A 21,188-nucleotide genomic window follows, 5' to 3' on the forward strand; every position below is an offset into this window, starting at 1 on the left:
GCGGCTGCCCCGCCCGGCGGTCGCGCGGCGGCCCGGTGGCGGGCCGCGGTCGCGCGGACTCACGGGTTCGTCCTGGATCTACGAGGAGGGGCTGATCGTACGAGATAAGGGGTTCAGGCCAGGTGTAGTCCGGCCCAGAGGGCTGTCACGCCTGCCACCAGGGTCAACGGGACGGTGGCGGCGCCCAGTTTGAGGAAGTCGGCGGTTCGGGGGGCCGCGTCGCGGGCGTGCAGGATGCGGCGCCACAGCAGGGTGGCCAGCGAGCCAGCGTAGGTGAGGTTGGGGCCTACGTTCACGCCGATCAGGACGGCCAGCAGCAGGCCCGGTTTGTCGGCTACCGCCGGGAGCAGGACCAGGGTGGCCGGGAGGTTGTTGAGGACGTTCGCCAGGATCGCGGCCAAGGTCGCGGCACCGAGCAGGCTCAGCAGGTCGGTGTGCTGGGGGACCCAGGCGTCGATCCAGGTGCCGAGGCCGTTGTCACGGACCGCCAGGACCACCACGCCCAAGGCCAGGACGAAGGCGCAGAACGCCGGGTTGGTCTCGATGATCAGGTCGCGGGGGCGCAGGGTCCGGGCGCGGAGCAGCGGTACGGCCAGGGCCAGCGCTCCGGCCGCGGCCACCAGGGCGGGCTCGACGCCGAACGGCTGCAGGGCGGCGAAACCGATCAGGGTCACCGCCAGGATCGACAGCGCGTAACGGGGTGGCGGGCCGGGTTCGCCGGGGTCGGCGGTCGCTGGTTCGGCCAGGTCACGGGCGAAGAAGAGCCGGAACACCAGGTATTCGACGGCGATCACGGCCAGCCACGGGGCGGCCATCAGGGCGGCGAAACCGGCGAAGGTCAGGCCGCTGGCGGCGAAGGCGAGCAGGTTCGTCAAGTTGGAGACCGGCAGCAGCAGCGACGCCGAGTTGGCCAGGTGGTTGCAGGCGTAGGCGTGCGGGCGGTGGCCGACTCCGGCTCGGGCGGCGACCGCGAAGACGACCGGGGTCAGCAGGACCACCGTGGCGTCGAGGCTGAGGACCGCGGTGGTCAGGGCGGCCGCGGCGAAGACGGCACCGAGCAGACGGCGCGGGCGGCCCCGGCCGGATCGGGCCACCAGGGCGCCCATGTACTCGAAGACGCCGTGTTTCTCGGCCGTGTGCGCCAGGACCAGGATCGCGGCCAGGAACGCCACCGTCGGCGCCAGTTCGCGCACCTCGGTCCACGCTCCGGCCGGGGTCACCAGGCCGAGGGCCACGGCAGCCAGCGCGGCGGGCACGGCCGCCGTGGCCTCGGGAAGGCCACGGGGCCGCGCCACCGCGAAAGCAAGCACCGCCGCGAGCAGCGCCAACGCCATGATCAGAAGCACCGGCGCAGCTTAGAGGTCAGTCGCCGTCGTCGTCCTCGGCGGGCTCCGGGGTCACCTTGCGCAACCGCAGTTTGGTGATCGCCCGGCCGGTGATCTCGACGACCTCACCGGTGTGCCCGTCGATGGCGACAGTCTCGCCGGGGACCGTCGGGATGTGGCCGAGCCGGGCCAGGACCAGGCCCGCGACCGTGGTGTAGTCGCCGGCGTCGATCTCCTCGATGTCGACGCCGATGTCCGGCAGGTCGTGGATCGGGAACGTGCCGGGCAGCAGCATGGCCCCGTCCTCCTCCCGGATGACCGACTGCACGTCCCGGTCGGTCTCGTCGTAGATCTCGCCGACGATCTCCTCGACCAGGTCCTCCATCGTCACGATGCCGTCGATGGCACCGCGCTCGTCGACGACCAGCGAGAACTGCTGGCGCTGGGTCCGGAGCTGGCGCATCGCGTCGGAGACCTTGAGGGTCTCCGGCAGGAACAGCGGCTCGAACATGTGATCGCGGACCAGGCCGTCGGCGGTGATCAGGTCCCGCAGGTGGACGACGCCGAGCACGTCGTCCAGCCCCATCGGGCCGGTCACCGGAGCCCGCGAGTGACCGCCCTTGACCAGCCGGGCCAGGCCCTCGGCGGCGGACAGGTCGGCGGGCAGGACGAGCACGTCACGACGGGGGACCAGGATCTCGCGCAGGATCCGGTCGGCGATCTCGAAGGCGCCGGAGATGATCTCCCGTTGCTCGGCGGTGAAGTCCTGCTGGGCGGCGACCATGTCGCGGATCTCCTCGGTGGAGACCTCCTCCCGGCCCGCGTTCGGGTCGCCGCCGGCCAGCCGGACCACCCCGTCGGTGGCTTTGCCGAGCAGCCAGATGACCGGGCGGGACAGCGTGCCCAGGATGTCGAGCGGCCGGGCGACCAGCAGGGCCCAGCCTTCGGCGCGCTGCATGGCGATCCGTTTCGGGGCCAGCTCACCGACGACCAGGGTGAAGAAGGTCAGCACGATGGTGACCAGGACGATCGAGGCGGGCTCCGCGGCGGTGCCGAGGAAGCTCAAGGGTTCGATCAGCGGTTTCGCCAGGGAGACCGCTGCGGCAGCCGAGGCGAGGAAACCCGCCAGGGTGATGCCGATCTGAATGGTGGCGAGAAACCGGTTCGGGTCCCGCGCCAACTTGGCGAGGGTCCGTCCGGTGCGCGACTGCCGTTCGAGACGCTGCAACTGGCTCTCCCGCAGTGAGATGAGCGCCATCTCACTGCCTGAGAACGCCGCGTTGAGCAGCACCAGCACCACGACCAGGACGACTTGCCAGCCGTATCCGCCCACGGCGGACATCAACTCCTTCACGAAGAGACGAGGCTCCAGGCTACCGAACCTCGCTGGGAACATCCCCAGGACGATCCGGGCCTATGCCCGCCATTCGTGTGCTACTAACCCTCCGATGCCGTCTCGCACTCGAGGATGAAGACCGAGCCGCCGGTGGGGTGCGGCTCGTGCCGTACCTCGCCGTGGTTGGCGCGGGCCAGGCTGCGCACGATGTAGAGGCCGAGGCCGGTGCCGCGGACCGAGCCCGCGTCCCGGTCGGCGCGGCTCAGGCGGTCGAAGAGCCGGGACCGGAATTCGCCGGGTACGCCGGGGCCATGGTCCTCGACCCGGATGAGGACCCGGTCGCCCGCCGGTACGACACTGATCGCGGTGGCGCCGCCGGCGTACTTGGCCGCGTTGGAGAGCAGGTTGACCACCGCCTGCTGCAGGTGGCCGGGGTTGAACAGAATGGCGACGTCGGGACCGAGGACCGGCACCACCCGGTCGCTGAAACTCTCCAGGGCCTTGGTGAGAGCGGCCCGCAGCGGCACCGGGCGGCGGGCCGCGCGGAAGTTCCCGGCGTCGATGCTGACCATGGCGAGGACCTCGCCGACGATCTCGTCGAGGCGCCGCGCCTGCCGGGCGATCACGGCGGCGGCGAGGGCGGCCGGAGAACCGGGTTCCAGGTCCTCGGCGAGTTCGTCGGCATGACCGAGGATGGCGGCGAGCGGGTTGCTGATCTCGTGGCCGAGCATCCCGATGATGTCGAGCTTGAGCCGGTTGGCCTCCTCCAGCTCGGTGTTGCGCTCGGCGAGGGCCGCGGACGCCTGGTCGCGAGCCTGTTCGGCGAGGCGGCGCTGGGAGATGTCGACGGCCACCACGATCAGGTGCTCGGGGCGGTCATCGGCGTCACGGACCAGGGAGACCGTGGCCTCGACGTCGACCCAGTGGCCGTCGGCGTGCCGGATCCGGGCCTCGTGGGTGTAGTAGCCGGCGTCCCCGGCGAAGAGCCCGGCGATCTGCTGGTGCACACGCGGGGCGTCGACCGGGTGCATCAGGTCGTGTTCGACCAGGCGGCCGACCAGTTCCTCGGGGTGCCGGCCGACGATCCGGGCGAAGGCCTTGTTCACCGCGAGCAGCGAACCGTCCAGGCCACGGATCGCCTGGCCGACCGCGGACTGGGTGAACTGGGCCCGGAACCGCTGCTCGTTGAGGGCGAGCGACACCTCGGCGGCCCGTACCGCGGTGACGTCGGTGTTGACCTCCAGCACCTCGATGTCGTCGTCGGAGCCGTGCACCGGCCGATAGACGACCTGCCGGCTGAGTACGGTGACGGTCCGGCCGGACGCGGTGAGGTGCCGCAGCCGCCCCTCCCAGGTCCCGTCGGCCTCCAGATCGGCCTGCTGGGTGAGGATCGAGCCCTCCTCGAAGGCGGTGCTGAGCAGCCGGTGGGTACGCCGGCCGAGAGCCGCGTCGGCGGACCAGCCGTACAGGTCGTGGGCGCCCTCGTTCCACCACAGGACGGTGCCGTCGAGGCGGCGCACGACGACCGCGGCGGGGATCAGCCGGAGCAGGGCGGCCTGGGTCTCGCTGGCTTCGAGGGCTTCCACCCGGGTCGGCCGGGCAGGCCGTCCCCCGGTCCGCACACCGATCACGCTGATCTCGTCAAGCCGCACAGCGCACTCACCACCATTCCCCCGGGTCACCGACAGGCAGGCAGATCGGCACCGCGACGGGCGACCTGAGGACGCGCCGTCGGCGGGCCCCGTCAGGCGGGCCGGAAGACGCCGTCCAGCACCAGGTCGACGGCGCGGTCCGCGGCGGCGCGGGCGGCCCGGACGTCGTCGGTCGCCTCGGCCACGCCCTGGACCATGGTGAAGAGCAGGGACAGGTCCTCGGGGACCAGGTCGGCGCGGACGTGACCGTGTTCGATCGCCCGGCTCAGCGGGACCGCGAAGGCGTTGATCGCCCGGCGCCGGAAACGCTCCTGGAGCCCGGCGTCGAACCGGCGCACCAGCTTGACCAGTCCACACAGCTCGATCTGGGAGTGCAGAACCGCACGCAGCAGGGCCCGGAACCCGGCCGGGTCGCCTGCGTACCCGGCCACCCGGGTCTCCAGGATCTCCAGCTGGTAGGTGACCACGGCGGCGGTCAGGGCCAGCCGGTCCGGGAAGTGGCGGTAGAGGGTGGCCTGGCCGATGCCGGCGCGGCGGGCGATCTCCGGCATCAGGGCGACGGTCTCGCCCTCGGCCAGCACCTCGCTCGCGGCTTCCAGGATGGCCGCGCGGTTGCGCTGGGCGTCGCGCCGACGTGCGATCGGGGTTCCGTAGAGCACCTGCACCCCCTCTTGCTACCGACGGGTCACGTTACTAGCCGGTAACGAGAATGTCACCATATTCAAATTTCCGGAATCGGCTTCGTACGGCCGTCAACAGTGCCCGATTCGTCCCATCACCCGCGATGCGCGGAAAGGCAATTCCGGACCGCCCGCGTGACACATGGGTGACAGTGGACTCGCTGGTCACAGTGGATAATCAGACGACTCCACAGAGTCATCTCACTCGACATCCGGTGGCCGTCGCCGAGTAGCGTCATGAATGCACCTGACCTGCGTTAACACACTTTGAACCAGGGGTTACGGCATGGCTGTGGTGGGAGAGGTGATCGCCGGGCGGTACCGGCTGGCCCGCCCGCTCGCCTCCGGCGGCATGAGCCGGATCTGGCTCGCCACCGACGAGACGACCACCCGGATCGGCACCACCAACAGCCCGGCCGGTGAGATCCCGCCCGCGTTCGTCGTCCTCAAGCACTGCGCCATCCCGACCGGCCTGCCGTCCGGCCAGCACGAGCTGGTCCGCCACTGGTCCCTGCCGGAAGCCACCGCCGCCGCCCGGGTCCGCCACCCGAACGTGATCCACACCCACGCGGTGCTGCCCTCCTGGGACGGCCCGTGGATCATCATGGAGCACCTGCCGTCGCGCACCCTGCATCAGGTCGTCGACGAGTCCGGCCCGCTGCCGGCCGCCCGCGCCGCCGCCATCGGCCTGGCCGTCCTCGCCGGACTGCGGGCCGCCTGGTCGACCGGCATCCTGCACCTCGACGTCAAACCCGGCAACGTGCTGATCGCCGCCGACGGGCAGGCCGTCCTGACCGATTTCGGGCCCGCCGTCACCCCCGGCGGCGTCCGCACCCTCGCCGACGCCGGCATCGTCCTCGGCTCCCCCAAATGGATCGCCCCCGAGCGCATCTTCGACCACAGCTCCACCGAGGCGTCCGACCTGTGGTCCCTGGGCGCCACCCTCTACCACGCCGTCGAAGGCCGCCCACCGCTCCTCCGCGCCACCACCGCCCAGCTCCTGCACGCCCTGGCCGACCCGCATCCCACGCAGCCCCGCCGGGCCGGTCCCCTCACCCCCGTGCTGGCCGGGCTGCTCCGCCGCTCCCCCGCCGACCGGCTGACCGCCGCCGAAGTCGAACAGCATCTCCGCGACATCGTCACCCCCGCCCGCCGCAGACGCGGCTCCTTCTTCAGCGGCGCGTCTTCTGCCCACACCTCCCCCTTTCCCGCCTCCGCGGGCGCCTCTTCGCCGGGGCGTCGTGAGCCGCGCCCGGCGGCTCGCCGTCGCCGGATCCCGGCCATCATCGCGGCGTTCGCCCTCGCCGTCGGGCTCACCGCGGTGGCGGCGACGGCCGAGGGCATGACCCGATCAGCGGAGTCCGGCACCCCTCGGGCGCCCGGTCCGGCCACCACCGTCCCGGCTCCGATCCCGTCCCGGTCGCCCTCTTCGCCGGTTCCGTTGCCGGAAGGTTTCACCTGGTGGGCGGATCCGATCGGCTATCGGGTAGCGGTCCCGTCCGGCTGGCGGCGGCGACCCGTCCCACCGACCGGCGGCCTGACCTTCACCGCCGCACGGGCCCGGGTGGCCATGGGCATCACCCCTCTCGCCGAGTCACCGTCCGATGTGGTCGCGACCCTGGCCGCAGCCGAACGGGCGTCCTCCCTCACCGGCTACCAGCGGGTCCGGATCGAGGCGCTGCCCGAACCCGCGTCGGCGGTCTGGGAGTACACCTTCCAGGACCCAGACGGCACCGGTATGCGCGCCGTCCAGCGCATCATCGGCACCGCCACCCGCAGCTACGTCCTGGAGTGGCGCACCACCCGCGACGACTGGTCCACCGAGCTGAATCGCTTCACCGTGGTCCTGGCCTCCTTCACCCCGGGCCCTTGACCCCACTCGTCCCGGCATGGCACGGGCGGCTGGGGTCGCGTACCGGCGCTAGGGGGTCTTGGTCTTGGCGGGGTGGACCTCGGCGATCTTGTGCAGGAGGTCGTGGGCGGTGAAGGGCTTCTCGATGAACGCGATGTCGCCGTCCAGGACGTGGGTGGTGCCGAGCAGGCCGTTGCTGTAGCCGGACATGTAGAGGACCGGCAGGGTGGGTACCGCCTCGTGCAGGAGTTCAGCCAGACGGCGACCGGACATCTCGGGCATGATCACGTCGGTCAGGAGGACGTCGCAGTCGTGCTGGGTGAACAGGTGCAGGGCTTCGGGTCCGCCGGTGGCGGTCAGCACGTGGTAGCCGGCGTTGGACAGGATGCGGGTGACGACACGGGCCAGGGCCGGTTCGTCCTCGACCACCAGGACGGTGCGGCCGTCGCCGGGTGGCGGGGCGTCCCGGCGGAGGGTGGCGGGCAGTCCGGCGCCGGTGGTGGTCACCAGCGGCAGGTAGATGCGGAACGTGGTGCCGACGCCGGGCTCGGAGTAGACGTTGAGGCTGCCGCCGGATTCGGCGACGATGCCGTAGACCGTGGCCAGGCCCAGTCCGGTGCCCTGACCACGGGGTTTCGTGGTGTAGAACGGCTCGAAGATCCGGGCCACCACGTCCGCGGTCATGCCTTCGCCGGTGTCGCTGACGAGCAGCCGGGCGTAGGTTCCGGCGGGTAACGGCGGCTGCATGTCGAGCTCGCCGCCGTCCAGGTCGGTGATGTCGGCTTCCAGGACCAGGGTGCCGCCGTCCGGCATCGCGTCCCGGGCGTTGATCGCCAGGTTGAGCAGCACCTGCTGGATCTGGCCGGGGTCGGCGTGCACGACGACCGGATGCCCGGACGGGACCTCGATCAGGTTGATGTGTTCGCCGATGGTGCGGGCGAGCATGGCGTGGACTTCGCCGATGCCCGCGTTCAGGTCGACGTCCTGCGGCTGGATGGTGTCGCCGCGGGTGAAGGTGAGCAGCTGGCGGGTCAGGTTGATGGCCCGGTCGGCGGCGATGCGCACGTGTTTGAGGTCGGATTCCAGGGCCTCGTTGCCGGCGGCCTCCTCAGCGGCGAAGTCGGTGTAGTTCACGATGATCGCAAGGATGTTGTTGAAGTCGTGGGCGACACCACCGGCGAGCCGGCCCAGGCTCTCCATCCGTTGCGCCTGGTTCGTCCGCTCCTCGACGGCCCGCTGCCGTTCGGCCGCTTCTTTGGCCGCGGTGACGTCCCGGGCGACCGCGGACAGCCCGGTGAGCCGGCCGGCCCGGTCCCGGATCGCGGACACGTTGAGCGAGATGTCGATCGGGCTGCCGTCCTTGGTCCAGCGCCGGGCCTCGTACGACAGCCCGCGTTCACCCAGCCCGACCCGCTCGATGACCCGACGCTGCTCCTCGGCTCCGGCCGGGTCGGCGAGGATCGACTCGGGCTGCCCGATGATCTCGGCGGCCGGGTAGCCGAAGAGACGTTCGGCACCCCCGTTCCAGGCGGTGATGACGCCGTCCAGGTCGACGCCGATGATCGCGTCGTCGGTGTGCTCGACCACGGCTTCGAGGGTGGCCCGGTGGTTGTCCGCCTCGTCGAGGGCCTGCTGCCGATGCGGGTCGGCGTAGATCAGCCCGGGTACGGTCCGGCTGCGCTGCCGCACCGACCAGTAGTAGACGCCGGTCAGCCCGGTGACCAGGTTCCACCAGGCCAGCACCCACACCCAGCCGGGCACGACGGAGCGCCCGAGGAGACCGGGGTTGGCCAGGATGAGCCACGTGTACAGGCCGTGCCCGACGGCGGCGGTCGCGAAGATCAGGGCGGTGGCGACGGCCAGCCGGTTGCTGCGAAGCTGCCCGGCCCGGGCGACCGGCACCACGACGGCCACCGTGATCGCCGCGTACGTGATCATGGTGCCCAGGTTGCCCAGCATGAAGAGCTGTTCCGGCACGATCGTCCTATCGGACGGCATCGCCTCATGCTGAGGTCCCGACCTGCTGAGCGACCTTTCTCGAAGGCTGCGGACCCCGGCTACTGTCGCTGCGACGACGAGGGGGGAACGTGCGGGTCGGAATCACCGGAGTGGGCGCTCATCTGCCGGAACGCGAGGTCACCACGGCCGAACTGCAGGACGGGATCGGGCGGCTGCCCCGCGGGCTGCTGGCCCGCCTGACCGGCATCGAACGGCGGCGGATCGCGGCCGGCGACGAGTACGCCTCCACCCTCGGCCTGCACGCCGCCCGCGCCGCCCTGGCGAGCGCCGACCTGGACCCGCTCGACGTGGACCTGCTGCTGTTCGCCTCAGCCAGCCGGGACATGGTCGAACCGGCGACCGCGCACATCCTGCAGGACGCCCTGGGCAGCCGGGCGCACGCGCTCGACGTCACCAACGCCTGCAACAGTTTCGTCAACGGCATCGACCTGGCCCGGTCGATGGTGCTGGCCGGGCGGGCGCGGCGGGCGCTGGTCGTCACCGGCGAGACGCCCAGCCGGGTGATGCGGCCACGGGTGGCGAGTCTGGCGGAGGCTCGGAAGTCGTTCGCGGGTTATACGTTCGGGGACGCCGGGGCGGCGGTGGTCGTGGAGCCGGTGGAGCGGGGCGGGATCCTGGACGTCGACACCGAGACGTTCTCCGAGCACTGGACGGTCGGTGGCATCCCGGGTGGCGGGTCACGGCATCCGCGCGGGGACGAGCACAGCTATTTCGTCGGGGACGGGCACCGGTTGCGCGGGGTGTTCGAGAAGATCGGGGCGAGCATCCTGGACCGGGTGCGGGCGCGGACCGGGTTCGAGTTCACCGACTACCAGCGGATTCTGGTCCATCAGGTGACGTTGCCGTATCTGGAGCGATTCATCGAGGTCACCGGGGTTCCGCGTGATCGGCTCGAAGTGACGGTCACCGAGCTGGGCAACATGGCGAGCGCGACGCTCGGCGTGCAACTCGACCGGGCGTTTCCACACTTGTCGACCGGTGACAAGGTGCTGTTCGTCGGCCTCGGCGGCGGCGTCAGCATGATGACCATGGTCTGGGAGCGGTCGTGACCGACCTGTGGGTGGTGGTTCCCGCGTACAACGAATCCGCCCGGATCAAACAGACTCTGGACGCCCTGACCGCCCAGACCGACCTCGACTTCACCCTGCTGGTGGTGGACAACGGATCCACCGACGACACGGTGGCCGTGGTGGAATCGGTGACCGCCCCGTTTCCGGTGCATGTGCTGATCGAGACCGAGAAAGGCGTCGGCAGCGCGGTCGACACCGGTTTCCGGCACGCCATCGGTGCGGGCGCCACCATGATCGCCCGCACCGACGCCGACTGCCTTCCACGGCCCGGCTGGGTGGCGGCGGCCCGGGCGGCCCTCACCGGCGGCGCCGGGCTGGCCTGCGGCCGGATCACCGCGAGGCATGACGAGCACGGACCGGCCGGGCGGGCGTTCTTCGCGCTGCTGGTGTCACTCGCGGCGGCTTTCGGGCGGGTACGGCCGGCGCACCGCGACCGTGGCTACCTGGCCCCGTACCGCATGCACGCCGGTAACAACATGGCGGTGACCGCGGCCCTGTATGAAGCGTGCGGCGGCATGCCCCGGCGACCGTCCCCGACCGACCGGCTGTTCCTCAACCGGGTCCGCGGCACCACCTCGGCGATCGTGCACAGCCGGTCGATGGTGGTGGAGAACTCGACCCGGCGGTTGCGCGCGTACGGGGTGCTGCGGACCGCCCGCTGGTACCTGGACCGTGGCAGCGCCGACCTGACTCCGGACCCGCGCTGATGCTCGACGAACTGAACTCCGGACTGCGGGCCGGCGACGGCGCCCCGGCCCTGATCCGTGGCCGGCGCACGGTCAGCCGGGGCGAACTGGCCGTGCTGCGCGACCGGTACGCGACCGCCCTGCACGCCCGTGGCATCCGTGCCGGTGACACTCTGGGACTGGCGATCCGCCCCGGAGCACGGGCCCTGGCGATGGTGCTCGCCGCGTACCGGCTCGGTGTCCGGGTGGCGCTGCTCGACCCGACCGCCGGACCGGACGTCCTCATCGCCCGGCTGGCACTCGCCCGGCCCGCTCTGATCGTCGCCGACGCGGCCGCGCAGGCGGTGGCCGGCTGGGCCGCCCCACTGGCGCGCCGGGCCGGGCTGGCCCTGCCCGACTTCACGAAGCTCGGCCCGACCGTCACGCTGGGCCCGCGCCTGCCCGGCAACGCACCGGCTCTGTCCCTGATCAGCGGCCCGGCGCCGGCCGCCTTCGACGGTGACGGCGACGCGGTCGTCATCTTCACCTCGGGCACCACCAGCAGCCCACGGGCCGTGGTGCACACCCGCGCCGGTCTGGCGGCGGGTCTGCGGGCGGTCGCCGATCTGGTCCGGCCCCAGGCGGGAGTCCCGGTGCTGGGCGGTACGTTCTTCGTGATGGTCCCGTCCCTGGCGGCCGGCGCACCGGTGGCCGCCCCGGCCCGGCGCCCTCGCGCGCTGGCCCGGCAGGTCACCGGGTTGCGCCCGCAGGCCACCTACCTGACGCCGCCGCAGATCCGGGCCGCCCTGGACGCCGGCACACCGTTCACCGGTCGTGTCTACAGTGGGTCGGCGCCGGTCTCGGCGAACCTGCTCGACCGGGTCCGGGCCGCCGGAGCCGACGAGGCGTGGGGTGTCTACGCGCTCACCGAGGTCTTCCCGGCCGCGGCCGTCGAATCCCGGGAGAAGTCCACTTTCGACGGCGACGGTGACCTGGTCGGCGAACTGCTCCCCGGCGTCCGGGCCCGCCTCGACGACACCGGCCAGCTGCTGCTCTCCGGCGCCGGGGTCTGCGACCGTTATCTGGGCGCCGGCCCGCACGAGTGGGTCGCCACCGGCGACGTCGCCACCCTGCCCGCCGGCACCCGGCGGGTCGTTCTCGCCGGACGCTGCAAGGACATGATCCTGCGCGGGGCGGAGAACATCTATCCGGGCCTCTACGAGCCGGCCCTGCACGTACCCGGCGTGGCCCTCGCGGTCCTGGTCGGTGTCCCCGCCGGGGACGGTGACGAGCAGGTGGTGGCGGTGGTCGAGACGGCTCCCGGCGCCGACCGGGCCACGGTCGAGGCCGCGCTCCGCGAGCCGCTGCGCCGGATGGGTTCGGCCCACCCCGACCGGCTGATCTTCGCCCCGGTCCCGCTCGCCGGGCGTTCCCGCAAGCCCGACCGCGCGGCAGCCGCGTCCCTGGCGTCCACCAACCCCGACCCAGCGGCGGTACGCCGATGAACAGCGCCGCCGGCCTTCACCCCACGGCGGTACGGTCGTGAACAGCCCCGTCCACCGCGGCCCGCCCGGTCCGGAACTCGCCGTCGTGGTGCCCGCCTTCAACGAGGCGGCGTCGATCGGGGCGACCCTGGCGGCTCTGGCGGCCCAGACCGACCGGGACTTCCGGCTGGTCGTGGTGGACAACGCGTCGACCGACGGGACCGCCGCAGTGGTGCGCCGGTTCGCCGAGACGGCACCGTTCCCGGTCGAGGTCGTCACCGAGACCGAACCCGGAGCGGGCACCGCCGCCGACACCGGTTTCCGGCACGCGATCGCCGGCGGGGCCACCCTGCTGGCCCGCACCGACGCGGACTGCCTGCCCGCCCCGGATTGGATCGGGACGCTCCGGTCGTACCTCGATCGCGGTGTTGATCTGGTCTGTGGCCGCAGTGTGCCGCGCCGCGACGAGCAGCCGACCTGGGCCGAACGCAACGTCTTCCCGGCGGCCGTGCGGCTGGCGGCGGTCTACGGGCGCTACCGGAGATCACATCGCCGGCCGGAGTTCCGCAGCCCGTACGTCCTGGTCCACGGCCACAACCTGGCCCTGACCGCCGACCTGTACCAGCGTTGCGGCGGCACCCCCCGGGAGGCGCTGGAGGAGGGTTCCGAGGACGTGACCCTGCTGAACCGGGCCCGCCGGGTGACGTCCCGGATCGTCCGCGCCGAGGACGTGGTGGTCGAGTCCAGCCTGCGCCGCCTGCGTGCTTGGGGCGGCCGGCGCACGCTGCTCTGGTACTGGGATCGCCGCTGGCGCCCACCCACCACCACCCAGGTCCATGTCCGCTGACCACCGGTCCTCATCCGGTCACCGGCCCTCATCCGGTCGCCGGCCTGAACCGAGAGCTGGTAGGAGCCGATGAACGTCTGGGGTGGGGACCACGGAACGGCGCAAGGGCGGGCCCGGCGCCGGGATCGGCAGGTCTATCTGCGCAGCCATCCGGTGCTGTTCCTGCTGCTCGCGGCCGTCCGGAGCCGTCCCGTGGTCCGGCTGGGCAGAACGGTGATGGCGCATTCGCCGGAGGCGTTCGTCGACGGGCTGACGCGGGTACCGCTGGACCGGACCGCGGACGGCACCACCGGCGGGGCGGCCGGTCGGCTGACCAGCGGTGACCTGCTCTTCGACCAGGAGGGTGCCGGTCACCGCGGGTCCCGCCGGGAGGTGGCCGAGTCACTGGGCGCCGACGGGGTGACCCGGTTGCGGCCGATCTGGCGCGAAGTCCTGAACCGCCGGTTGGCGCCACTGGCCGAAGGCCGCCCGATCGACCTGGTGGACGTCGCCGCGGAACTCTCCGGTGCCACTGCGGCCGCCCTCCTGAAACTGAACGTCGCCCCTCTCGAACTGGCAGCCGCGGCCCGGGAGGCGGCGGCCACCGGTGCCCGCGAACACGTTCCGGGTCTGACGCTCCCCCGCCACCGGCGGGCCGCACAGCAGGCCGCCGACCGCCTGAACACCCTGGTCACACCGGCTGGCGACGGCGATTCCGCGGCACCCGGCGGGGCCGGGCTCGCGGCGATGATGGCGGTGGCCGCGATCAACACGACGGTCGCCGGGCTGCCGCGGGCCGTGGCCTGGTGCGCGGACGCGGACCTTTGGGGGTATGCCGAGACCACCCCCGACGCGCTCACCGCCGAGTTGCTACGGGTGACCGCCCCGACCCCGTTGCTGCCGCGGGTCGCCGCCGCCGCGGGCACCATCGCCGGCCTACCGGTTCGCGCCGGTGACCGGCTGATTCTGATCGCCCGGCACGCGGTCGGCGCCCACCAGCGTGACCCGACCCCGGACGATCCGGCACCGCAGCGGGTGTCCCAACTGGTGTTCGGGCTGGGCTCACACGCCTGCCCCGGCGCCCGGCTGGCCCGGATGCAGTTCACCGACACGCTGACAGCGCTGGCACCGTACCGTCCGGTCGTGCTCTCGGCCCGGGCCGACCGGCGCAGCGCCCTACCCGGCTGGTCCAGCCTGATCCTGGCCCCCGGAGACCGGCGGACCGCCCGGTGACGATGCGAATAGCGGTGACCGGAGCGAGTGGATTCTGCGGTGGGATGGTGGCCCGCGCCGCCGCTGAGGCGGGAGCGGCTGTCGTCTGCCTCGGACGGACACCCGGGCCGGTCGGCGAGCACCGGTTCTGGGACGCCACCCGTACCGAACCCGACCTGACCGGAACCGACATCGTGCTGCATCTCGCCGCGGCCGTCGGTGACCCACCGCCCGGCCGCGCGTCCGAGGCCACTTTCCGGGCGGTCAATGTGGACGGCACCGCCCGCCTGCTCTCAGCCACCGGCAGCCGCCCGGTCGTGTGGGTGAGCAGCGCCAGCGTCTACGCACCACCGATCCTCTATGAATACCGGCAGCCGGGCCGGTCCGGATACCTTCTTCCGAGTCCGGAACCGATCACCGAGGACCATCCGCTCGCGGGGCTGACCGCCTACGGTCGAACGAAAGCGGCCGGGGAACGCCTAGCGCTGGCGGCCGGGGCGGTGGTGCTGCGGCCCCGGGCCGTCTACGGCCCCGGCGACCCGCACTTGCTGCCCCGGTTACGGCGAGTGGTGCGCGGCGGCCGGGCTCTGCTACCCGGTCCGGACATCGAGCTGAGCCTGACCGCGGTGGAGAACCTCGCGGACGCCTGCCTGGCGGCGGCACACTGGCCGGCCGGCGCCTACAACATCGCCGATGCGCAGCCCTACCGTCGCGACGCGGTGGTCCAGGCGGTCTGCGGCGTCCCGGTAGCGCACTTACCGATCCCCCTGGTCAGCGCGATCGCCACGGCGGCGACAGCCACGGCGAGGCTGACTGGTCGCTCACCCCTGCTCTCCCGGTACGCGGTGGACCAGCTCACCACCGGCGTCGTCCTGAACATCACCCGAGCCCGAGCCCAGGGCTGGACACCCCGACGAACCTTCGCCGACTTCCGGTCCGAGCACATCGCATGAGTCGGTCCGCCGGCCCTTACCCAAGACGCAAGATCCAATTTTGGTAGTTCGATACCCTCCAATTTTGGTAGTTCAGGTCCTCCGCTTTTGGTAATTTACGGTTCGAAGATTTGGTACTTCGCACCCCAGGAGCAAGCATGACGGGACCACTCGCCGGGATCGCGGATCGGCGTGTCTCTGCGTTGGTCAACGACCTACTGCAGGTCGAGCCGGTCATTGCTCTGCACGGCCCGCGCTCCGTCGGCAAGTCGACGGTGCTGAGGGCGTTGGCCGATGATCGAGGGGTAGCCGTTCTGGATCTTGACGATCTCGGCACTCGAGATGCCGTGGTGGCCAACCCGCAGACAGCCGTGGCGGCACAGGGTCTGCTATGCGTGGACGAGTATCAGTATGCCCCGCAGATCCTCGACGCGTTGAAGGCTCGGCTCAATCGCGAAGGCACCCTGCCGGGCACTGCTGTGCTTACCGGGTCGACTCGTCAGGACGCGCTGCCCCGCACGGCACAGTCACTCACCGGCCGACTGCACAGCTTGACAATCTGGCCACTGTCACAAGGGGAGATCGGTGGCGTCAACGAGGACTTCCTTCCGGCACTTCGAGTTGAGCCCGACACGACAGTCGCAGCCCAACCGTCGTCGAAGACCACCCGGAGGGAGTACGTCGACAGGCTCTGTGCCGGAGGCTTTCCACTGGCCCTGCGACGTACCGGCACCGCACGGGATCGGTGGTTCGACGACTACATCCGCCAGTCCTTGGAACGCGACGCCATCGAACTCGTCCGGATACGTCAGCGCAACATGCTGCGTGAGCTGCTGGAGCGACTCGCCGGGCGAACCGGACAGGTACTGAACTTGACCACCGCGTCCCAGGGGCTCGCGGGCGACCGCAAAACCATCGAGGACTATGCCCGCCTCCTCGAAGACCTGTTCCTCATCGACCGGCTTCCAGCTTGGGGAAAGACGCTACGCGCGCGCGCCGCGGCGTCACCGAAAGTACACGTCACCGACACCGGGGTAGCCGCTCGGCTCATGCGGATCACACCCGCCAAGCTCGCCACCCTGGACCCGACCGCCTTAGCGGAATTCGGGCACCTGCTCGAGACCTTCGTCGTCGGCGAGCTCCGCAAACAGGTCTCCTGGCTGGACGAACAGGTCTCCACAGGGCATTGGCGAACACATGACGGCGACGAGGTCGACTATGTCATCGAGTTCGATGACGGCCGGGTCCTGGCGTTCGAAGTCAAGGCAAACGAACGCGTCACCGGTGCCGACCTCAAAGGGCTCCGAACCTTACGAGATGCGCTCGGTGACAGGTTCATCGCCGGGGTGGCGCTGAGCACCGGGCTGCGCTCGTTCACCTATGAAGACCGCATCCACATCATGCCCGTCGACCGGCTCTGGACACCCGTCAACGGATAGACGACGAGCAGGACCGACGCTGCTTCAAGGATGTCCGGGTGTCCACGGCCGAGTTGGTCGGAGGACAGACTAGGACCGGCGGGCTTGGTGGTGGGCTTTGTAGGTTTCTCGGTGCGGGGCGTCGGCGGCCAACGTGGTCGCCGTGCGGGCCAGGAGTTTTGCGGCGTGCAGTAGGGCCTCGTCGGCCGGTGGGGTGGCGGTGTGGGCGGCGAACTCGTGGGTGTGGGGCATGGCGGTCACGCCTCGGAGGGCGATCATCGGGTGGATCGACGGGAGCACGTGGCTCACGTTGCCCATGTCGGTGGAGGCCGTGGTCAGGCCGCCAGGTAGCGGGAGTGCGGAGCGGCCGAAAGCGGGCAGGTGGGCGGCGTAGGTTTCGAGCAGCCACTGATCGTTGCGTAGGTCCAGGTAGTCGGGTTCGGTGCGGCGGAACTCGACGGTCGAACCGGTGGCCAGGGCGCCCGCCTCGAAACAGGCCCACACCCGGCTTCTCAGTTCGGTGAGTCCGGCGGCGGCGGGGGTTCGTACCTCGTACTCGAGAACGCTCTGCTCGGGAATGATGTTGGTCGTCGCCCCGCCGGAACGGACGAAGCCGGCGATCCGGTGGTCCGGGGGGATCTGCTGGCGGAGCAGGCCGACCGCGACCTGCGCGACCACCGCCGCGTCGGCCGCGTTCACCCCGTCCCAGGGGGCACCGGCCGCGTGTGCCGGCCTGCCGCGGAACGTCACCTCGAAACGGGTGCACGCCTGGGTGCTCTCGCCCACGCTCGCCCGGTCGGCGGCGGGGCCGGGGTGCGCCATCATCGCCACGGTCACGTCGTCGAACGCGCCACGCTCCAGCATCAGCTGTTTGCCGCCGCCGCTCTCCTCGGCGGGAGTGCCGAGCAGTTTGACCCGGAACCCGAACCGGTCGGCGGCCGACCGCAACGCGATGGCCGCACCCGCCGAGGAGGCGCAGATGATGTTGTGGCCGCAGGCATGCCCGAGGCCGGGCAGGGCGTCGTACTCCGCGCACAGGCCGACGGTCAGATCACCCGCGCCGTACGTGGCGGTCAGCGCGGTCGGCAGGCCACAGACGCCTTCCTCGACGGTGAATCCGGCGGACCGCATCAGCGCGGCCAGTTTCGCCGCCGACGCGTGCTCGGCGAACGCCACCTCGGGCTCGGCGTGCAGGCTGTGGCTGAGACCGAGAAGCCGGGCCTGCCACTCGTCCACCACGGCGTCGGTATCGGAATCCACGAGATCGAACGTAGCAGCGCCCAGCGTCGTGACGCTGGGCGCTGAACGGGGATCAGTGCTTCGAGACGCTACGGTGCCGGGTCAGTTTCAGTGCTTCGCAGTGCGACGGCGCCGGGTCAGCAGCAGCGCGAGAAGGCCGGCCAGGACCAGGGCACCGCCCGCGTAGCCGTAGGCCGTCACGTCCGAACCGGTCAGGGCGAGCGTGTCACGGCCCGGAGCGGGAGCCGGGACCAGCGCGGGCGTGTCGGACCGGCTGGCCGACGGCGAAGGCGACGATGACGGCGAGGGCGAGGGCGAGGTGACACCCGGGGAGTCATCCGTGGAATCGCCATCCGGTGAGTCCGGGGAGTCCGAGTCCGAGTCGGAGTCGGAGTCGGAGTCGGAGTCCGGAGAATCCGAGTCGTCGTCCGGGGAATCGCCCGGGAAAGGCTTGGGCCGGTCGTCACCAGGCCCTGGCCCCGGCCGCGGCCGATCGCCGCCGCCGGAAGCCGGCCGATCGCCGCCACCGGAAACCGGCCGAGCGCCGCCGCCCTGCCGGATCTGGTCCGGCGCGCACGCCTCGACCGTCAGGTGCCCCAGGGCCACGTCGAGCAGCCGCGTCGCACCGAGCCGCACCTCGATCCGCAGCGCCGCCGCCTGCGCCTGAACCTGCCGGCTGCCGACCTTCTGCCGGACCTGGCCGAGCGAGATCCGAGTCTCGAGCTCTGCCGGATTCCCCGGTTCGAATCCGCCGAGGAGCCCGACCGAGACGGCCGCACCGGAGTCCTTGAGCAGGTGCCGGGGCTTCCCGAGAGCTTTCACCTCGACGATCGCCGGACGGTAGGTGACCCCGGAGTGCGCCCGGTCCCCGGCGGAGATCGCCTCCAGAGTCGGCTGGGTGACCACCTTGATCGAGACCTGCTGCGGGGTGCCGGCGAAGAGGGTCAGGTCGCTGAGGGCGACCCCGGCACTGGCGCGTACGCCGATCCGGCCCCGTCCGAGTTCGAGCAGGTCGGTGGCGCTCTGTGCGGAGCCGGCCGGCCCGACGGTGAGCAGGCTGCTCCGGTGCGGTCCGGCGTGCATGCCGTCGAGCACGGACAGTCCGCCGAGCGCGGTCGCGGCCCTGGTCAGCGGCCCGGTCCGACCGCAGCGGTAGTCGTCGTCCCAGGTGGCGTGGGCGGTGGCCCGGCCGGCGCCGACGGTGGCGAGTCCGGCGACCTGGAATCGGGCGAGGTCCTTCGTGGACGGCGCGTTCCGGCTGGGCTCGGCGTGGAAGGCGCCACCGGCGGGCAGGCCGGGAACCCGAGAGCCGGTGTGCCGGCCGGTGGCGACGCTGCGGTACGGCTGGGCCGCGCTGTCCACGGTGCCGGTGGCCGTCGCGAGCCCGAGGTCGGCGAGCGCCGGTTGTCCCTTGGCGTGCGGTCCCGGGTTGAGGATCGCGATCCGGGCGAGGTCGGCCTGGGAGTGTGCGGTGAAGTTCCCGAGGGCGCAGTCTCGTGGCGTGGCGGCGGCCGGCATCGCGGGTGCGGCGGGGATCGCTAACGCAGCGGCCAGTAGGCCGTGTAGGACGGTCGACATGAGGTCCCTTCCGGGGCGTGGAATGTCCGACCTTTCATCGCAACGCACGCTTTATGAGCTACGGCCGCCCAGAATCTCGTTCGCGATGAGCATCTACGCGCAAAGCCGACAACCAACGCTTTAACCTCAGACCTCAACGATCGGAACTATCCTCCGGATAGCTCGCACCGCCGGTGGATTCGCTGGTGAGTGGCCGGGCCCCACCCTCCGGCGGGCCGGCCACCGACTGCCCACCGGCCGCGAGCTGCGGAAACCGGTGATCGAAAGCGGGCCGCTCGGACCGGATCCGCGGCATCCGGTCGAAATTGCGCAGCGGCGGCGGGCTGGACGTCGCCCACTCGAGCGAGTTGCCGTGCCCCCACGGGTCATCGGCGGCCACCGGCTCCCCCACCCGGTACGACCTCCACACGTTGTAGAGGAACGGCAGCGTGGCGGCTCCGAGCACGAACGAGCCGATGGTGGAGAACGTGTTCAGGAAGGTGAACCCGTCGGAGGGGAGGTAGTCCGCGTACCGCCGGGGCATGCCCTTGTTGCCGACCCAGTGCTGCACCAGGAACGTCGCGTGGAACCCGAGGAAGGTCAGCCAGAAATGCACCCGGCCGAGCCGTTCGTCGAGCATCCGCCCGAACATCTTCGGGAACCAGAAGTAGACACCGGCGAAGACCGCGAACACGATCGTCCCGAACAGCACGTAGTGGAAGTGGGCCACCACGAAGTAGCTGTCGTGCACGTGGAAGTCGACCGGCGGTGACGCAAGCAGCACCCCGGTCAGGCCGCCGAGCAGGAACGTCACCATGAACCCGATCGCGAACAGCATCGGCGTCTCGAACGTGAGCTGCCCCCGCCACATGGTGCCGATCCAGACGAAGAACTTCATCCCGGTCGGGATCGCGATCAGGTAGCTGAGCAGGCTGAAGAACGGCAGCAGCACCTGCCCGGTAGCGAACATGTGGTGCGCCCACACGCTCATCGACAACATAGTGATCAGGATCGTGGCCGCAACGAGGGTCTTGTAGCCGAAGACCGGTTTGCGACTGAAGACCGGAATGACCTCGGTGATAATCCCGAAGAACGGCAACGCGATGATGTAGACCTCGGGATGGCCGAAGAACCAGAACAGGTGCTGCCAGAGCATCGGCCCGCCGGTATCCACATTGAAGACTTGAGCGTCCAGCACCCGGTCCGCGGCCAGCGCGAAGAGGGCGGCGGCCAGGAATGGGAAGACCAGGATCACCAGTACGCTGGTCAGCAGGATGTTCCAGGTCATGATCGGCATCCGGAACATGGTCATCCCCGGCGCCCGCAGGCACAGGACCGTGGTGATCATGTTGACCGCGCCGAGGATCGTGCCGACACCCGACAGCGCCAGCCCGATCACCCACATGTTGCCGCCGACCCCCGGCGAGTGCTGCCAGGTGCTCAGCGGCGTGTAGGCGGTCCAGCCGAAGTCCGCGGCCCCGCCCGGCACCAGGAAACCGCCGAAAGCGATCAGACCCCCGAAGAAGTACAGCCAGTACGCGAACGCGTTGAGCCGTGGAAACGCCACGTCGGGCGCGCCGATCTGGATCGGCACCACGTAGTTGGCGAACGCGAACACGATCGGCGTCGCGAAGAACAGCAGCATGATCGTGCCATGCATGGTGAACAGCTGGTTGTACTGCTCCGGCGACAGCATCTGCATCCCCGGCCGGGCCAGTTCGGCCCGCATCAGCAGCGCCATCGCGCCACCGAGCACGAACCACACGAAGGCCGTGGCCAGGTACATGATCCCGATCTGCTTCGCGTCCGTGGTCCGGATCGTCCGGGCCAGCCACGAGCCCCGGACCGGCTGCCGCACCGGCCACGTCCGGGCCCGCACGGGGCGAGTCGTCAGCGCCATCACAAGTCTTTCGCGGATGTT

16 protein-coding genes are annotated in these 21,188 nt (G+C 71.0%); 8 read left to right on the forward strand and 8 right to left on the reverse strand.

Translation table 11 applies throughout. The features are described from left to right. Positions 1-113: 113 nt before the first annotated feature. The 4 genes from BLU81_RS23650 to BLU81_RS23665 all read right to left on the reverse strand — a co-directional run bounded on the left by BLU81_RS23650 (position 114) and on the right by BLU81_RS23665 (position 4,972). The gene (locus tag BLU81_RS23650; protein WP_172890609.1) at positions 114-1,346 is read right to left on the reverse strand and encodes an SLC13 family permease; all 1,233 of its coding nucleotides are present in this window, start codon (positions 1,344-1,346) and stop codon (positions 114-116) included. Positions 1,347-1,362: 16 nt separating this feature from the next. After that, positions 1,363-2,667: a hemolysin family protein gene (locus BLU81_RS23655; protein WP_092557542.1), complete on the reverse strand. Its 1,305-nt coding sequence runs from the start codon at positions 2,665-2,667 to the stop codon at positions 1,363-1,365. A gap of 95 nt (positions 2,668-2,762) precedes the next feature. Then, positions 2,763-4,313 (reverse strand): PAS domain-containing sensor histidine kinase, encoded by a 1,551-nt coding sequence (locus tag BLU81_RS23660; protein ID WP_172890610.1) that lies wholly within the window; start codon positions 4,311-4,313, stop codon positions 2,763-2,765. Positions 4,314-4,405: 92 nt separating this feature from the next. After that, the gene (locus BLU81_RS23665) at positions 4,406-4,972 is read right to left on the reverse strand and encodes a TetR/AcrR family transcriptional regulator (RefSeq protein WP_092557544.1); all 567 of its coding nucleotides are present in this window, start codon (positions 4,970-4,972) and stop codon (positions 4,406-4,408) included. Positions 4,973-5,279: 307 nt separating this feature from the next. Here BLU81_RS23665 and BLU81_RS23670 point away from each other — a divergent pair, with 307 nt between their 5' ends. Next, positions 5,280-6,866: a serine/threonine-protein kinase gene (locus BLU81_RS23670; protein WP_092546670.1), complete on the forward strand. Its 1,587-nt coding sequence runs from the start codon at positions 5,280-5,282 to the stop codon at positions 6,864-6,866. A gap of 48 nt (positions 6,867-6,914) precedes the next feature. Here BLU81_RS23670 and BLU81_RS23675 read toward each other — a convergent pair whose 3' ends face one another. Then, complete coding sequence (locus tag BLU81_RS23675) at positions 6,915-8,843, reverse strand: PAS domain S-box protein (protein ID WP_092546671.1); 1,929 nt, start codon at positions 8,841-8,843, stop codon at positions 6,915-6,917. An 89-nt stretch (positions 8,844-8,932) separates the two neighbouring features. Between BLU81_RS23675 and BLU81_RS23680 the strand changes: the two genes are divergently transcribed. The 7 genes from BLU81_RS23680 to BLU81_RS23710 all read left to right on the forward strand — a co-directional run bounded on the left by BLU81_RS23680 (position 8,933) and on the right by BLU81_RS23710 (position 16,492). Next, positions 8,933-9,913, forward strand: a complete 981-nt coding sequence (locus BLU81_RS23680) for a 3-oxoacyl-ACP synthase III family protein (RefSeq protein WP_092546672.1) — start codon at positions 8,933-8,935, stop codon at positions 9,911-9,913. After that, positions 9,910-10,641 carry a glycosyltransferase family 2 protein gene (locus tag BLU81_RS23685; RefSeq protein WP_092546673.1) on the forward strand — a complete coding sequence of 244 codons (732 nt, stop codon included), beginning with the start codon at positions 9,910-9,912 and terminating at the stop codon, positions 10,639-10,641. Before BLU81_RS23680 ends, BLU81_RS23685 begins: the two co-directional genes overlap by 4 nt. Beyond that, a complete protein-coding gene (locus tag BLU81_RS23690) occupies positions 10,641-12,104 on the forward strand; it encodes an AMP-binding protein (RefSeq protein ID WP_092546674.1) in 1,464 nt (487 codons plus the stop codon). The genes BLU81_RS23685 and BLU81_RS23690 overlap by 1 nt, the downstream gene beginning before the upstream one ends. 37 nt (positions 12,105-12,141) lie before the next feature. After that, positions 12,142-12,930, forward strand: a complete 789-nt coding sequence (locus tag BLU81_RS23695; protein WP_092546675.1) for a glycosyltransferase family 2 protein — start codon at positions 12,142-12,144, stop codon at positions 12,928-12,930. A 69-nt stretch (positions 12,931-12,999) separates the two neighbouring features. Then, positions 13,000-14,142 (forward strand): cytochrome P450 family protein, encoded by a 1,143-nt coding sequence (locus tag BLU81_RS23700; RefSeq protein ID WP_092546676.1) that lies wholly within the window; start codon positions 13,000-13,002, stop codon positions 14,140-14,142. A 2-nt stretch (positions 14,143-14,144) separates the two neighbouring features. Continuing rightward, positions 14,145-15,074 carry an NAD-dependent epimerase/dehydratase family protein gene (locus BLU81_RS23705; protein WP_092546677.1) on the forward strand — a complete coding sequence of 310 codons (930 nt, stop codon included), beginning with the start codon at positions 14,145-14,147 and terminating at the stop codon, positions 15,072-15,074. Positions 15,075-15,211: 137 nt separating this feature from the next. Beyond that, positions 15,212-16,492 carry an ATP-binding protein gene (locus BLU81_RS23710; RefSeq protein WP_092546678.1) on the forward strand — a complete coding sequence of 427 codons (1,281 nt, stop codon included), beginning with the start codon at positions 15,212-15,214 and terminating at the stop codon, positions 16,490-16,492. 69 nt (positions 16,493-16,561) lie between these two features. Here the strand turns inward: BLU81_RS23710 and BLU81_RS23715 are convergent, their stop codons facing one another. The 3 genes from BLU81_RS23715 to ctaD form a co-directional block, all read right to left on the reverse strand. Further along, positions 16,562-17,731 (reverse strand): amidohydrolase, encoded by a 1,170-nt coding sequence (locus tag BLU81_RS23715; RefSeq protein ID WP_092546679.1) that lies wholly within the window; start codon positions 17,729-17,731, stop codon positions 16,562-16,564. An 87-nt stretch (positions 17,732-17,818) separates the two neighbouring features. Continuing rightward, entirely contained in the window at positions 17,819-19,288 is a 1,470-nt protein-coding gene (locus BLU81_RS23720; protein ID WP_157751764.1) for an LPXTG cell wall anchor domain-containing protein, read from the reverse strand. A 133-nt stretch (positions 19,289-19,421) separates the two neighbouring features. Then, entirely contained in the window at positions 19,422-21,167 is a 1,746-nt protein-coding gene (gene ctaD / locus BLU81_RS23725) for an aa3-type cytochrome oxidase subunit I (RefSeq protein ID WP_092546681.1), read from the reverse strand. Positions 21,168-21,188: the final 21 nt, after the last annotated feature.

The sequence above is a fragment of the Actinoplanes derwentensis genome, from assembly GCF_900104725.1.
GTDB classification, from domain to species: Bacteria; Actinomycetota; Actinomycetes; order Mycobacteriales; family Micromonosporaceae; genus Actinoplanes; species Actinoplanes derwentensis.